Below are 14,993 nucleotides of genomic sequence, written 5' to 3'. Positions count from 1 at the left end.
ATAAAATATATATAACATATATGGAGGTATTTAAATGAAAAAAACTTTAGTTTTGTCATTGTTCTTCGTAATGCTACTTGGTACTACTGCCAGCGCAAAAGTAGTTCCCACAGAACAAGACGTTACTTTAGACGGACAAAAGATTGAAATTGAAGGCTATAGTATTGAAGGAAACAACTACTTTAAACTTAGAGATATAGCTGCAATTTTAAACGGGACAGAGGCGCAGTTTAACGTAGAATACAACAGTTCCAAAAATATAATTGAAATAAGCAGAAATAAAAATTATGCCAAGCTTCCCACTGATCTTGCAGTTTCAACTTCTAAAGATACAGAATCAAAGAAGTCATCTCAAAAGGTCTATATAGATGGGGAAATAGTTAATTACACCGCTTACTATATAAACGGTAACAACTACTTTAAACTTAGAGACCTGGGCAAGACTATAGGATTTTATGTGGACTATGATGAAAGTTCAAGAACCATCCTAATTAAATCCGAAAAGGTGGAACCTACAGATTTAATTGAGCGAGAAGAAGTTACTTTTAAAAGTTTTGCCGTAGATACTTTAAGTAACAAACAGGAATTTAAAATAGGAGAAAAGAAAGACATAACCATGGACGACTTTATCTCCAATATAGAATCTGCAGTTTTGCTTTCCACAGACGAAAGACAATTCTCTGCAAAAGTAGAGTATGACGATGGAAAAAATACAGTAAAAATAGCTCCTCTGCTTTTTAAAATTAAGGGCTCCTTAAATTTCACTCCAATTTTTAAAGTTGAACAGGGAGAAGAAACTTACTTTGAAAATGCAAGTGGAAATATAAATTTAAAATCGCTTACTTCAAAGATAAACGACTCTAAGGACTTTAGAATTGTTTTGGGCTACTATGTTGGAGAAGCAAGCCCACAAAATTTCAGAAGCTTTTCAATATTGGAATTTAAAAACTGAAAATAGTGGTATAATATAATAGGAGGGATATTATGAAAGTAAATAAAGATACTGTTATAGGAGAAATCCTTACAAATAAACCGGAAGCTATTGGAACTCTTATGAGTTTTGGTATGGGATGTGTAATGTGTCCTGCAAGCCAACTTGAAACTTTAGAAGAAGCTTCAATGGTTCATGGTTTAGATGTTAACTTACTTGTAGATGCTCTTAACAAAACTGAAGAAGCTTAAGGCAAAAATTAAAAAGCACCCTGTCAAAAATTGACATCGGTGCTTTTATTTTATAGATTTTTATATTGAATTAAAATCTAATTACCTTTTTAAGAACCTGATTTTTCATTTCATTTCCTTTTAAAATTAAATTCTTTAATCAAGGTTAAAACAATAAAGAAAGGAGTGAAGTTTAAAATTATATCTCTATATGCATTTGGATGTAGTTCTTCAAAAAATCCGCTGATAAATACGAAAATTAATACGATAGCCATAACTACAACATAATTTACTAACACTTCAACTATTTTATTTCCACTCTTTAACTTTACTTCAATTTTATAAGATAAAGTTCCAATTAATACCACTACTGCCCTAAAAAGTATATGTGAATTTGTGTCCTCTAACCTATCCATTATACTTAGCTGAACAATACTGCTAAGTATAGTAGCAAATGTAAATATTACACTGTAAATCGTGATAAAATCAACCAGCTTTTCCTTTTTTAAGTTCAATTTTCCCTCCAAGCTATGTGTTTTATTTTCATTGTAGCCCTTTTAATATATTGTTCTTATGGGGAACAAATATCTTTTTCGTATTTCTTACTGCTTTTATTCTCTCTTCAGCCAGTATATTTGCAGCCAAGGCTGTAGATATATTGTCTCGTTTAGCTATTGCAAATACTTTCTCCACTTGATAGTAAATATTTTCAACCTTTCTCATAGCTCTTTCTAAGTCATAGCCGCCATGCATTTCGTCAACTACATTTATAACTCCACCTGCATTTATAATAAAATCCGGAGCATAGACTATTCCTCTTTCCATTAAAACATCTCCGTGTTTTATATCTGCAAGCTGATTATTAGCTGAGCCTGCTATTACCCTTGCTTTTATTTTAGTTGTCGTTTCATCATTTATAACGGCACCTAGAGCACAAGGGGCATAAATATCTACATCCATGGTATATACTTCATCAATTCCCACTTCAACTGCTCCCATTTCCACAGCTTTTCCAACAGACTCTTCATTTAAATCTGCCACATATACTTTAGCTCCCTCAGATATAAGTTTTTCAACTAGGAGAAGTCCCACATTTCCAGTGCCCTGAACCACTACACTTCTCCCGCTGAGATTATCTGAACCGAAAGCTTCCTTTACTGCTGCTTTTAGTCCGAAGAATATTCCGTGAGCCGTTACCGGTGAAGGATTACCTGATGTTCCGGGCTTTGTGGAAGTACCTACAACGTAGTCAGTTTCCGTATAAATCCAATCCATATCCTGCTCAGTAGTACCTACATCCTCTGCCGTTATGTACCTGCCGTTTAGTCCTTCAACAAATTTCCCAAAAGCTCTTATTTGCCCCTCACTTTTAGGCCTTTTGGGATCCTTCAGTAATACTGCCTTAGCTCCTCCAACATCAACGCCTGCAGCAGCGTTTTTATAAGTCATTCCCCTTGCTAAACGAAAGGCATCTGTTATAGCATCTTTTTCATTTTTATATTCCCAGTACCTTAAACCTCCAAGGGCTGGTCCTAAAGTAGTATCATGAATACATATAATTGCCTTTAAACCGCTTTCTCTATCTTGACAAAATACAATTTCCTCATAATCATAACTTTCCAAAGTCTTAAATATTTCCATAATAATCTCCTTCCAAATACAGTGCATTAAATTTTTTCTACCTCATATTCTAAACCAGCAAAATATTATATATTCACCTGTTTAAAATTTTCCATAACACACTATTTATCAAACATAAATGATTTTCTATATTTTACACTTTTACCCAGGAATTTAAAATAGATTTTCAAAACTCTTTATAAAAATCTGTATTAACACTGCATTTATTTAGAATATTCGAAAACCCAAGTACTCTCATATAAAATATGATAAAATTATATGTAAACACCTTATATCTTACCAATGTTACATACATTTATTGAAGTCTACAATATAACTTTCATCTATATTTAAAATCACATTTAGATTCCAAGATTATAGCCCTTTAAAAACAGATACTTATTAAGTCTTTAAGGAGAAAATATGAAAAGCGAAAATATGTTAAATAAAAAAGAAAACTTTATATTAACGATATTCAGCCTAATAGCATTAATAATTATACTATGTGGTATCATCCCTCTAACTAAGCTTTTAAATTCAAAAACCTTTATTATGTTGGGAATTACAACTTTTGCATTGGGAAATATAATAGCCTATAGTCTTGCATACTTACGGACTAAAAAACACCTTTTCACCTTAATATCTTGGTCAATAATACTACTAGTCCAAGTGTTTTTAATATTTACAAACTTAATTTAAAATAATTTTTTTATATTGTCTATTCAGTTAATTTAACCTTAATATTTTGACATTAAAAAAAACCAAATCCTTGTCCTGATTTAGGGATTCAATTTATAAATGCCTCTTTTTATAATACACAACATCACCATATATTTTTATAAATCATGTTACAAAAAGCTAGGTTTAATCTAAAAAGAATACTTTCACTTCTTCAGCAGAATGTTTTTATTTTGAAATATTAACTCTTTAATAATTATAACTTTTTAAAAATTTACTAAGATTTTAAAAAATAATATTTAAAAATCCGGCAAGTAATTTATCACCTGCCGGTCTCTAACTTGTTTATTATTTTATAAATTTTACATTTTCACTAATTTCTTTAATAGCCTTATCCTTTCGCTTGTTAAATATCACTTTATTCTTTTCAAATAAATTGTTTCCTTGCGTGTCAATAGATACAATTAAAGGTCCAAATTCTTTAACACGACAAACCCAAAGAGTTTCGGGCATTCCTAAATCTTCCCATTTATAATCCTCTATTTCCTCCACCTCTGTAGCCGCTACAACTGCACATCCCGCTGGGAAAACCACATGAATTGCTTTTTCTTCACGGCATGCTATTTCCGTGTCTCTACCCATTCCACCTTTACCTATAATTAGTTTAACCCCTGTACGTTCAATAAATTTTTTTTCAAATTTTTCCATTCTCATACTAGTTGTCGGTCCTATAGAAACCATCTCATACTTATTATTTTCTAGCGGACGAACTATAGGACCAGCATGAAAAATAGCCCCACCTTGTAAGTCAACCGGAAGTTCGATGTTCCTTTCTATTAATCTACGATGTGCAACATCTCTACAGGTTACAAAATGTCCCGTAAGGTAAATTATATCTCCTACTTCTATTCCTTCCAAATCTTCAGAGCTTATTGGAGTAGTAAGTATTTTTTTCTTTTTCATATTACCGCCTCCTTATGAGAAACAATATTATAATTTAAATCTCTATCAAAAATTATATGTCCTCTCCTATGTGACCAACATCCTACATTTACTGCTACACCTATAGTCGAAGGATGTCTAGCAGTATTTTCAATATTAACTCCCATAACAGAATAATTTCCACCCATTCCCTGTGGTCCCAGCCCAATAGAGTTAATTCCGTCCTCTAAAAGTTTCTCCATCTTTGCTGCTCTTTCATTCTCATTCTTACTTCCAACACTGCGCATTAAAGCTTTTTTTGAAAGTAGGGCTGCAGTTTCTACAGACGTAGCTACTCCAACACCTACTAACAAAGGTGGACATGCATTTAATCCGTAACTGGTCATTACATCCAATACAAATTCAGTAATTCCCTCATAGCCTGCCCCCGGCATTAAAACCATTGCCTTACCCGGTAGAGAACATCCTCCACCTGCCATATAGGTGTATATCTCCGCCTGATCACTGTCAGGTATAATTTCCCAAAATACTGTAGGCGTACCCTTTCCCACATTTTTCTTCGTATTATATTCATCAAATGTTTCAACACTATTGTGACGCAAAGGAGCTTTAATAGTTGCATCAATTACCGCTTCCTTAAGTATCCCTTCAAGTTCTCCTATTAAGGGAAAATTCGAGCCACATTTTACCCAGTACTGTATTACGCCTGTATCTTGACAACAAGGTCGATTTAAATCCATAGCTAACTGTTGATTTGTCTCCATAGTTTCATAGATTATCTTAGCAAGAGAATTAGTTTCTTTTTCTTTTAAACTTGCTAGTTTTTCCTCTACATCATCAGGTAGTTTCTTGCCAACAAAAGCCGTAAATCGACTCATTATATTAGTCATTTCTTGAATCTGATGTTCTTTGTTCATATATATTCCCTCCAAACTACTGAAGTTAAAATTAATTTTACTCACAGATAAATTTATAATTGATTTCCCAAATAAAAAACTTACTACTACAACCCTTTTCTCATCTCCAATTACGGATAGAAAGGAAAGAAAATAGGTAACAAGACAAGACTAACTATAGATGCTAAAATAATCAATGGAAGTCCAGCCTTTATGTAATCTCTAAATTTGTATCCACCTGCCGAAAGCACCATTGTATTTGCCGGCATACCTATTGGTGTTGCATAAGCTAAAGAACCGCCTATTACAGTTGCCATTAAAACAGCCCTTGGATCTGCTCCCATCTCCATAGCTATGGAAAGGCTTATGGGAACCATTAAAGCAGTTGTTGCAGTGTTTGACATAAAATTTGTTAAAATTACACATATAACAAAGACTGCCACTAATAGGGCAAAGGGTGAAGGATTATCTCCCATCAATCCCACAACTTTATTCGCAATTAATTGTCCTGCACCAGTTTCCTCCAATGCTGCGGCTAAAGCTAAGGTTCCGCCAAAAAGAAAAATTGTCTGCATGTCTATAGATTTATATGCCTGTTCCTCGCTAATTACCCCACTAAGAACTAATACAATAGCCCCTACGCAACCTGTAACATATAGAGGTATGCCTATTTGTTTTTCAAAAATCATTCCAATTACAGTTAAGATTAAAACTATAAGCGATGTGTATTGTTTCCACTTAGGAACATTACTATAATCAACTGTATCTCCATATGCTTGAGAATCACTCTCTTTTACTTCTGGTAAAAGCTTATATCCAAAAAAAGCAAAGAATAAAATACCAACTATAAGTATGGGACCACCAACTAAGGCATATTCAAAAAAACCAAATTCCATATTTATTTCTTGAAGAGCTGACTGTGCTATCATATTTCCAGGCGCTCCTATAAGAGATAAATTTCCTCCCATAGCTGCTGCAAATACTAGCGGCATTAATAATCTAGAACGTGCAAATCCTGATTTTGAAGAAATACCAATAACTACTGGTATCAATACAGCAGCTGTACCTGTATTACTTAAAAATCCAGACATAATACCTGTAATAACCATAATTGCAACAATAAGCTGTCTTTCTGTTTTCGCAAATTTTGTAACAATAGAACCTATTTTATTAGCCATGCCAGTATCAAAAAGTGCGCCCCCCACAACAAACATTGCAACAAATAAAATTACGTTTGTATCTACGAAACCCTTAAATGCAGCTTTAGGATCAAGAACTCCTGTTAAGATTAAACCCACACATACAATCATAGATGTAAGTGCTAACGGAATTTTTTCCCAAACAAACATAATAATAGCGAACAACAAAAAAAGTAAAGTTATTGAAGCTGTACTCATTTTAAAACCTCCCCTTCACAAACAATCTTATTAATATATTTTATATTGGATCCATTATTAAATATATTAATAAGATTATACTAACTTCCTTTTTCATTGTCAATATAAACGCCCAACTAAATTTTTAGTATTTAATCTCTGCCAAACTTTATTTTTAAAATATCAAAAAATAGCTATTATGAAAGAAACAATAATTTCTATAATAGCTATTTTTATTTTTGAATAAGATTTTTATAATTGCAATTGCATACAAACTTTAATTTTAAAAAAATTATATTAATTAGTTAAGTTATTTAAAATGTGTAAGTATATTCTCCATACTTCGGAATATGTGGTTACTCATTAATGTTCTAGCAAGTTCTCTATCCCTATTTTCAAGAGCATTTAAAATATCTTTATGCTCTGAAATTGAAGTTTTGGCATATTCTTCCTTTGTCACATTATCACCCATAGAAAGTCCGTTCCACATAGAAGAAAGTAGTGATTCCATTCTTTCGTTGCCGGATGCTTTCCAAATCGCAACATGAAATGCTTGATTATAAGCACCATAATCCTTTGCTTTATTATTTTTTATAACTTCTACTCCACCATTATACGCAGCTACAACATCACTTAAATCCGCCTTGTTTTCACAAACCATAACTGCAGCTTCTCTTTCTAATATGGCTCTTATTTCATAATGATCTCTTATAGTCTTAGGAGTTACTCCCATTACTAAAGCTTCTTTATTCGGCCTTAACTTCACAAGTCCATTTGAATCTAAAATATATAGAGCTTCTCTAACAGGCGTTACAGAAACTCCCAGTTTCTTAGCTGTAGCTTCTAAAGAGATAGTTTCACCCTCTTTAATATTGCGTGAAAGAATTTGTTTTCTTAAAACTGATGCTATCTGCTCTCTAGCAGGCAATAATTTTATAGGTTTTAAATTAGTCATACTCTCCCACCTCAATCATATCCTCTGACAGTGATTTAAAATAATCATTCAATGCACTTAAAATACTTTCTTTTTCCCCATAAAAAGACTTTTTGATTTCAATTATTTGTTCTTTTATACTATCAACACCTCTTTCTCTATTATTTACCGCATAGTTAAAATATCCCGATAAAAGTTGATTATGGATATTACAAATAGGATACACACCTAAAATCTCTGAAATATATCTATGAATTTCCACTTCCTTTCTCCTTGAAGGAGACTTAATATATTCCGCCATTATTTTTTCCAAATCGGACAACTTATTTTCTTCTATAATTTGTATAATTATACTGTATTCAATAAATGCCAACGTTCTAAAAGTAGACTTTATGTTTTTTTTTGTTGGCGCCACGGCTACTACGCGACGATTAGGAAGTTTTTTAGCAAAGCCTGTCCATTCAAGAATCTGAAGACTTTCTCTAACAGGCATTCTTGATAAGCCTACCACCCTTGCTATATCTTCTTGGACCAATTCATCTCCATCTTCTATATTGCCTAAAATTATTTCTTCAATAATATTTTCTGTTATATAATCTTTAGGCTGTTTTATATTAATCTTCTCCATCTACATTCTCCGATAAAAGTTTATTTTTAAAATATTTATCTGCACCATATACAGCGCCTACAGGATTATGTGCTAGTACTCTATCCTTTGCAATAAGAGTAGTAACCAATGCATTTGAATGCTTATAAAAAAGTGAATCATGGCCCACACAAAGTCCTACTACAATATTAAATTCAGTTCCCATTTTATTTAAATATTCTGCTTGTCCAATAGGATTACACATTGCTTCAAATTCCTCTGGATTGAGTTTTTTATTTTCTGAAATACCAACTTCCGATTTATCTATTCCTCCTACTTTACAAATTACAGAAATAACTTCTAATTGAAAATTGTTTTTTAAGATGCTATGTATTATAGCAGCTTCTTTTTGTAAGCCTTTACAAAAAGCTATCCCTACTTTTTTGTAACTCATTCTAATACACAATTCGCCTATTTCTTTAAGCCTTACCCAATTTCCATATCCATCAGCTTCAATCTCAGAACTTTTAATATAAAAGTCTTCATATTCTTTATATATCTTAAATGAGTTTGATTTTATATTTTGTTTCTCAGTAGGACAATTCTTAGGTAAGTTTAAATCATCTCCTTTAGCACAAGCTAAAACTTTACACATAGCACAATTCAATTTAATTCCTCCTTAAACTTTATACAATATATTGTATCCTTTTTATCTTATTTATGTCAATCCTACTCATTAGCACCGATATAAATCAAGATAGCATTCTAGATAGAAGTCTTATTAAAGCATAATTTCTTCTAAAAGAACTCTTAAAATATTTAATAACTTGTATTTATATATTTTTTTCACTTTCTAATTTATATAGCTCCTATAATTTAATAACTTATCCTTTTTTATTAAAGGTCAATGCCACTACATAAAGGGCTGCTATAATAAAAAGTTTCTTTGCAATATAGTTGGGAATTACGCTTCCTGTATAATTTTGTAATAAAGACCATACTGCCCCCACTATAAAGATTATAATAAAATACAAAATTATAAATTTCTTATTGTCCATACTTACCTCTTAGAACTTATTTTTCTTCTCTTTGTCTCTTAAAATATCCTAACCTATTTTATAACAAATTAACCACAGTTCAATATATTATACTGCAAGAAATCAGAAAATTATAAAATTATTAAATTAAAAAATATGAGAAACCACTACTGTCTCTGGAGTTTCACATATTTGTATTCACAAAAATTTATAAATCCATAATACGAATCTATTACTCTATCACTTATTTTTTCCACCGGTATGTTTCCGCTGGACAATTTCAAACAGTTTAAGATTGGTGTTTGATTTTAAAATAATATCTCCCTTTATAATAAATATGATTATTAGTCTTACATTAAAGTTTTTATCTTCAAATATTACTTCTTCTCCAATAGATCTCACCGATACCACAACTCTGCCTTTTTGCATAAAAGGTGCTACATCTAATTTAATTTCACTCCCATTTACTTTTATTGTAATATCTTCCTTAACCAATGCTGAATTAATAGGGACTAAATCAAATATCATTGTAAAAACAAAGGATACATATCTTAAAATTTTTTTCATCTCTTGCTCCTTAAAATAGTTAGTTTTTTCTATACAATTCTCAATAGTATGTCTGACTAATTAAAGCCTTTATACCATCCTCATTTAAATACATTATATTCGCATCAATCATATGTTTACTAGAAGCTTCACATACAGAATATAAAATACTAATTTTAGTTATTTAATTCATAATTTCCATTTCTAAAAATTGTAGTACTTAAATTTGCATAAAAATAGAGGGTGACTAAACCCTCTAAGTGTGGAGCTAACGGCGGGAATCGAACCCGCGACCTCTACATTACCAATTCATTTTTTAATATTCTTTAATTCTAAATGGCTATTTTAAGCCTTTTCATTTCTCCATATTTCTATAAAACTACTCTTTTTTATCTTCTGCATGATTTTTTAGTACGATTTTAGTACGGTTATTTTTTATGTATATTAAATCACCTACAATCCTACTTGTTAATTTTCTTTCATTTTCATACGTATCATTCATAAATAATATCAAAGGTATTATTAGTAATATAATTAAACCAACAACATTTGTTATATTGGTGAAATTTACATTTGTCGTTTTTAATACAGAGTTAAGTATAGCTACAGCTCCTGACCCTAATAAAACCCCTATTACTCTTAGAATATCTATTTTAGGTATATTACATTCTTTATCTTTTAAATACTCTATAAATGAAACTAATTGAGTATCCATTTTCTGTTTAGAAAAATATAATTCTAAAGCTACTTTAATTTCTTTCAACTTTTTTTCAGAAAAATCATATTTACTAAAAATCTCACTTCTTTTATCTCCTTCTTTTATAGATATGTACCAAATTATTAATATAATGCAAATTATTGGTAATAATAACGCTTCTAATCTAGCTTTTTTAAATAAAAAGAATCCAAATAATACATAAAATATTAGTATTAATGCAAAAGCCATTTTATGCTCTTTGGCTTTTAACTTAACTACGTCTTTTATATTTTCTCCAATATAAATACTCCCTTCTTGCAAATATAACAGCTTTAACTGTGCATAAATATAATCGTACATATAGCATACCTCCTTTTTTATATATACCCAAATCTTAACCATTAATAATAGCACCCTTAAAAGCTCTTTCCTCCATTCTTTCTTTTTTGATTAAGTAATTCTCAACTGGCCTATTTACTAAATTAGTTTTTGAGTAACGCTCTCCATAATAAATAGGTTTAAAATATGATGGCTCTATTCCCTTTATAGCTTCTTTAAAAAATCTTGTTTTTTTAGCTTTCCCTCAGCTCTTCTCTTTATTCTTCTTAGTTCATTAATTGATAAGTCGTAATGTTTTGCTATGTCTTTAACGTCTTTTCTCCCCATTTCTATGCCATAGTAGGCTTTTATTATCCTTAATTCTTCAACCTCTAAATTCAAAGATAATGCTTTTCTTATTTCCATACTAAACTGCCTATCTATGCTATCAGTTTCAATATTTACCGTTTCATCTTCAATAGTATCTTCCATTGTTAAACTTTCATCTTCAAACCCCTTTACAGGAGTATCCAAGGAAACATCTTTATTATAGTCTTGCCTATTCCTTGTTACTGATTTTAGATAAGATACCGCATAAGATGAAAAAGTAAATCCCTTTTCAACATCAAACTTTTCTACCGCCTCAATAAGCTTTAAATACCCCTCTTGAAGTAATTCATCATAATCATGATATTCTAATTTAAAAGAACCATTAAGCTTTATAGCATAAGGTACTAACTTTAAGTTATTTAATACTATTTCATTTCTTAGTTCTATATTGGATTTATCTTTAGCATATAGCTTAAATAAGCGATTATTATCTTTACTATCAATCATTAAGTTAGTTCCTTTTTATACTGTCATGGAGTTGTTTCGTTTTATTAATCTTTGGGATATTATTAATTCATCATGGGGTTTGTTTCGTTTAACCTTCACAAACTTTTTTCTTTGCATGGGGTTTGTTTCGTTTTATATTCCAACAATTTCCAACATTTCTATGTTTTTATGTTAATTTTAATATGTTTCTGTGCTTATGCTATTGATGAGTTCATTATTCTGACAAGTTTTTCAATGCTTTTTTCTTAATATTTTTACATTGCCTCTCACTATATCCAACAAAACTTGTTACTTGTTTCCATGTCAAATTATTAAGACATCTCTTTTCTATTACCTTTATTTCTATTTCTGACAAGCAATTAATTGCATTTTCAAGCATATTTAATTTCAAAGCAACAGTATTATACTTTTCTTTAATTTCATTTGATTTTATACTATTTTGTGCGTTTTCAATTAAAAGAAATCTATTTGAATTCACAGCTTTCAATTCTAAATAATTTCTCAACAAAAATTCTACTGTTTCATTATTAAAATGCAATATAATTTACCTCTCTTTATTTTTCTACTTATGTACTTAAAAAAGAGATTGAAGCTTTAAGCCCCAACCTCTTGATAGTAAATAGCCATTTTCTTTTTATCCAATACAAAGGAATCATATACCAATCGACCCTCTACTTATTCCTGGTGGGTCTTGATGAATTTTAAACTCTTCAAGCTTTTTAGGTGCTACTGTAGCTACTTTATGACAAAGTAAGAAACCAAAATTTTTGGGTACTCTATTTGATGGTATTTTAATAACATTAATTCCATCTATTTCCGCGACTACACCTTTTATTTTTATTTCTTGTGCTATGTTTGTAGCCATTAAGAAATCTTGATTTTTCTTGATAAGTGTATATATTTTAGGTGTAACCAATAAATAGCGGTCATATTCAGGCACCATGGCCTCATCTAATACCTCATTAGCTTTTAATACCTCACCATAAATATTCTTATCTGTTAAATCCATAGCTGCTGCCTTTGTACCCGCTCCATCAATAATTTTATTAATAACATAGGTGTCTATTTCAGGTATTACTACCTCTCTGTTTTGTCTTGCAAGTGATGAAGCTCCCGCCAATGTATTTAAGGTTTCATCTCTATCCATCTTATCTATTGAATAAGTAAAGGATCTATCTTTAGTTATAGTAAATTCCTCTGTACTATTTCCTAAGTTTGATACATCACCATATCTTGTCATAGGTTTTACTGTACCACTTCTGTCATAATCGTTCATTGGACTTGTATTTACTTTAAATACCTTTACTGTCTTTGCTCCTGTCCAATCAAAATCTTGATTAGTTATAAGCGATAATTTGCTTTCAGCTGTAAATTGTTCATCTACATAAGGCAAATATTTTGTTGCTAAATTTACTGCCATTAATTAAACACTCCTTTTTTATAGGTTTGGGTGTCTAAAAGCATTACTTATTGAAATATCTTCTCCATGGTATGGATTTCCTCCGCCTGTTATAGCTGTTCCTGTATCTTTTTTTCTGCGTTAGCCATTTCATATGTTTTCTTTACTAATTCTAAGCTCTTATCAAAATTATCTTTATTTGAATAATCTAACAACTCAAGTACATCTTTAGGAAGTCCCATTTCATCAATAGACTCATAAGCTTCTACTTTTAGCTCCCTACTGATTAGATTTTTTTCTCTTTCCTCTATTTCATCATTAGGATTTTTCCCTTTTTCTCTGGCCAGTCTCTCCTGTACAATCTTATTAACCTCTTCCTATGTAAAGGTCTTTACTTGATTGTTATTGTCCTCTGTTTGAGTTTCTACGTTCTCAATTTGAGTGCTTTTGTTCCCCTCATCAACATGAGTATTTTTTAAATCTTCCATTTCCTATCTCCTTAAAAAGTATTTCCATAATTTCATATGTATGTTACAATCATACTATATATAGCGTGTATTGACAACATTGTAATAATTGGCACTATATATAGTATTGTTCCTTTTAAATAATTATTAGTCCTTAGTTATAATAAACCCCATATAAAACTAAACTATACTAATAATTATCTCCTTTCTAACTTTAAAAAAAGAACAGTTTTTTTATATTCCCTGTTCTTTTTATTTATATATATTTTTCTGCTATTAATTTATCTGCATATTCTTCATCTTTTAATAATATCCATAAACTCAATAAGTATATTTCTACTTTTGTAAACAATACCTTTTTCCCTTTAATTATATTAACAACATCATCACAACTTGCAATTTTTAAATTTATCCCCTTTATATTTAGCCTTTCCAAATCATTTACTAAGGATACATTTTCCATAGCTTACTCCTCATTAATCAATCTTTCATATTCTTTTTTTACACTTTTTAATATTTCGTTATTAGGTTCATTTAAAAGAACTGCATCTATAAGCTTAACCATTTGATTTACTTTTTTACTTACCTCTTCAAGTGAATTACACTTAATAGAATTACCATATTCACCTACAATTTTATAAATGTTACCTGCCTTTTCTATCTTGACCATAACATACTCCCTATAAATTAATTCTTAAATATATCTCGTAAAAGTTCTCTATAAACCATATAAAACTAATTTTAAATGTATTACCATTTCTGTTAGGTTCTTTCCCCATATAATAATCTATACTTGATACTTTTTTAATGGCCTCTTCTATAACATGCAATGTATACTTTTCTACAAGCTTAATAATTTTGTTTTTATCATCCTTATTGAGGTATGATGCTCCCTTAAAGATAAAAGGTATATATTCATTCCAAACATTAGTTAAATGATTAATAGTTTCTTCTTCGTATTCTTTATAACTACTATCAGAGTAAACAGGAGTAAATAAATTTTCTTTTTCCTTTAACTCTATTACTCTGTTATTTATATCTTTATTTAACTCTATATTTAACTCTGACTCTTTACTCTTACTCTGTGTTACATCATTGTTACAATGTAACTCATCACTGTTACATTGTAACGCTTGTTGTTTCTCCCTGTGACGTCTTACACGTTCTGCCGACTCACTTTCTGATCCTATCATTGTAGGTATTTCATTTAAATAATACTCATCATCTTCAACTATAGACATAAGATTTTTTTGAAGTAAATAATTAACCGTTACTTGTATATCATCTTCTTTTTCGTCAAGTTCCAATGCTAACTCATCTATAAAGCTATCTCCTACACAATCAAAGTATATTTTCCCCTCATCTTTTAAACTCAATAATAAAAGTTTAAGGTATACTATAGTATAAGTATCACCACCTGCTATTTTCCTAAGCCTTTTAATTTCATTTTGTTTGAAAAAGTCCTCTTTAAGCTTTAGCCAATAATACCTTTTAGCCAC

Annotated in this window: 21 protein-coding genes; 3 read left to right on the top strand and 18 right to left on the bottom strand. The window is 30.4% G+C overall.

Annotated elements, in window-relative coordinates; translation table 11 throughout:
• The first annotated feature begins 34 nt into the window (after positions 1-34).
• Together EF514_RS06055 and EF514_RS06050 are read left to right on the top strand one after the other, a co-directional pair.
• A complete protein-coding gene (locus EF514_RS06055) occupies positions 35-952 on the top strand; it encodes a stalk domain-containing protein (protein WP_127724537.1) in 918 nt (305 codons plus the stop codon).
• Between the two features lie 32 nt (positions 953-984).
• Entirely contained in the window at positions 985-1,182 is a 198-nt protein-coding gene (locus EF514_RS06050) for a DUF1858 domain-containing protein (RefSeq protein ID WP_127724536.1), read from the top strand.
• A gap of 110 nt (positions 1,183-1,292) precedes the next feature.
• Here the strand turns inward: EF514_RS06050 and EF514_RS06045 are convergent, their stop codons facing one another.
• On the bottom strand, positions 1,293-1,676 hold the full coding sequence (locus EF514_RS06045; protein ID WP_127724535.1) for a DUF6608 family protein: 384 nt from the start codon (positions 1,674-1,676) through the stop codon (positions 1,293-1,295).
• 28 nt (positions 1,677-1,704) lie between these two features.
• Positions 1,705-2,802 carry a Glu/Leu/Phe/Val family dehydrogenase gene (locus EF514_RS06040; protein WP_127724534.1) on the bottom strand — a complete coding sequence of 366 codons (1,098 nt, stop codon included), beginning with the start codon at positions 2,800-2,802 and terminating at the stop codon, positions 1,705-1,707.
• A gap of 402 nt (positions 2,803-3,204) precedes the next feature.
• Between EF514_RS06040 and EF514_RS06035 the strand changes: the two genes are divergently transcribed.
• Positions 3,205-3,480: a hypothetical protein gene (locus EF514_RS06035; RefSeq protein WP_127724533.1), complete on the top strand. Its 276-nt coding sequence runs from the start codon at positions 3,205-3,207 to the stop codon at positions 3,478-3,480.
• A gap of 327 nt (positions 3,481-3,807) precedes the next feature.
• Here the strand turns inward: EF514_RS06035 and ttdB are convergent, their stop codons facing one another.
• The 16 genes from ttdB to EF514_RS05965 form a co-directional block, all read right to left on the bottom strand.
• Positions 3,808-4,422, bottom strand: a complete 615-nt coding sequence (ttdB, locus tag EF514_RS06030) for a L(+)-tartrate dehydratase subunit beta (protein ID WP_127724532.1) — start codon at positions 4,420-4,422, stop codon at positions 3,808-3,810.
• Positions 4,419-5,318 (bottom strand): L(+)-tartrate dehydratase subunit alpha, encoded by a 900-nt coding sequence (gene ttdA, locus EF514_RS06025; protein WP_127724531.1) that lies wholly within the window; start codon positions 5,316-5,318, stop codon positions 4,419-4,421. Before ttdA ends, ttdB begins: the two co-directional genes overlap by 4 nt.
• A 110-nt stretch (positions 5,319-5,428) precedes the next feature.
• On the bottom strand, positions 5,429-6,694 hold the full coding sequence (locus EF514_RS06020; protein ID WP_127724530.1) for an SLC13 family permease: 1,266 nt from the start codon (positions 6,692-6,694) through the stop codon (positions 5,429-5,431).
• Positions 6,695-6,983: 289 nt separating this feature from the next.
• Complete coding sequence (locus EF514_RS06015; protein WP_127724529.1) at positions 6,984-7,628, bottom strand: GntR family transcriptional regulator; 645 nt, start codon at positions 7,626-7,628, stop codon at positions 6,984-6,986.
• On the bottom strand, positions 7,621-8,235 hold the full coding sequence (locus tag EF514_RS06010; RefSeq protein ID WP_127724528.1) for a GntR family transcriptional regulator: 615 nt from the start codon (positions 8,233-8,235) through the stop codon (positions 7,621-7,623). The genes EF514_RS06015 and EF514_RS06010 overlap by 8 nt, the downstream gene beginning before the upstream one ends.
• Complete coding sequence (locus EF514_RS06005) at positions 8,222-8,860, bottom strand: DUF1847 domain-containing protein (RefSeq protein WP_205666381.1); 639 nt, start codon at positions 8,858-8,860, stop codon at positions 8,222-8,224. Before EF514_RS06005 ends, EF514_RS06010 begins: the two co-directional genes overlap by 14 nt.
• A gap of 217 nt (positions 8,861-9,077) precedes the next feature.
• A complete protein-coding gene (locus EF514_RS10820; protein WP_164845557.1) occupies positions 9,078-9,251 on the bottom strand; it encodes a hypothetical protein in 174 nt (57 codons plus the stop codon).
• Positions 9,252-9,470: 219 nt separating this feature from the next.
• Complete coding sequence (locus EF514_RS06000; RefSeq protein WP_127724527.1) at positions 9,471-9,797, bottom strand: stalk domain-containing protein; 327 nt, start codon at positions 9,795-9,797, stop codon at positions 9,471-9,473.
• A gap of 358 nt (positions 9,798-10,155) precedes the next feature.
• Positions 10,156-10,833: a hypothetical protein gene (locus EF514_RS05995; protein WP_127724526.1), complete on the bottom strand. Its 678-nt coding sequence runs from the start codon at positions 10,831-10,833 to the stop codon at positions 10,156-10,158.
• Between the two features lie 183 nt (positions 10,834-11,016).
• Positions 11,017-11,628 carry a sigma-70 family RNA polymerase sigma factor gene (locus EF514_RS05990; RefSeq protein WP_127724525.1) on the bottom strand — a complete coding sequence of 204 codons (612 nt, stop codon included), beginning with the start codon at positions 11,626-11,628 and terminating at the stop codon, positions 11,017-11,019.
• Positions 11,629-11,842: 214 nt separating this feature from the next.
• Positions 11,843-12,115, bottom strand: a complete 273-nt coding sequence (locus EF514_RS05985; protein WP_127724524.1) for an RNA polymerase sigma factor sigma-70 region 4 domain-containing protein — start codon at positions 12,113-12,115, stop codon at positions 11,843-11,845.
• Positions 12,116-12,280: 165 nt separating this feature from the next.
• Positions 12,281-13,048 (bottom strand): hypothetical protein, encoded by a 768-nt coding sequence (locus tag EF514_RS05980; protein ID WP_205666380.1) that lies wholly within the window; start codon positions 13,046-13,048, stop codon positions 12,281-12,283.
• 89 nt (positions 13,049-13,137) lie between these two features.
• Positions 13,138-13,269: a hypothetical protein gene (locus EF514_RS10985; protein ID WP_276317176.1), complete on the bottom strand. Its 132-nt coding sequence runs from the start codon at positions 13,267-13,269 to the stop codon at positions 13,138-13,140.
• Between the two features lie 481 nt (positions 13,270-13,750).
• On the bottom strand, positions 13,751-13,957 hold the full coding sequence (locus EF514_RS05975) for a hypothetical protein (RefSeq protein WP_127724523.1): 207 nt from the start codon (positions 13,955-13,957) through the stop codon (positions 13,751-13,753).
• A gap of 3 nt (positions 13,958-13,960) precedes the next feature.
• Positions 13,961-14,164: a hypothetical protein gene (locus tag EF514_RS05970; RefSeq protein WP_127724522.1), complete on the bottom strand. Its 204-nt coding sequence runs from the start codon at positions 14,162-14,164 to the stop codon at positions 13,961-13,963.
• A gap of 10 nt (positions 14,165-14,174) precedes the next feature.
• Positions 14,175-14,993, bottom strand: coding sequence for a phage replisome organizer N-terminal domain-containing protein (locus EF514_RS05965; RefSeq protein WP_420836572.1), 819 nt, complete (start codon positions 14,991-14,993; stop codon positions 14,175-14,177).

This window comes from Anaerosphaera multitolerans (assembly GCF_004006535.1).
GTDB lineage: Bacteria > Bacillota > Clostridia > Tissierellales > Peptoniphilaceae > Anaerosphaera > Anaerosphaera multitolerans.
Note: the sequence above shows the minus strand (reverse complement) of the source record. Positions and strands in the feature narration are given on the sequence as shown.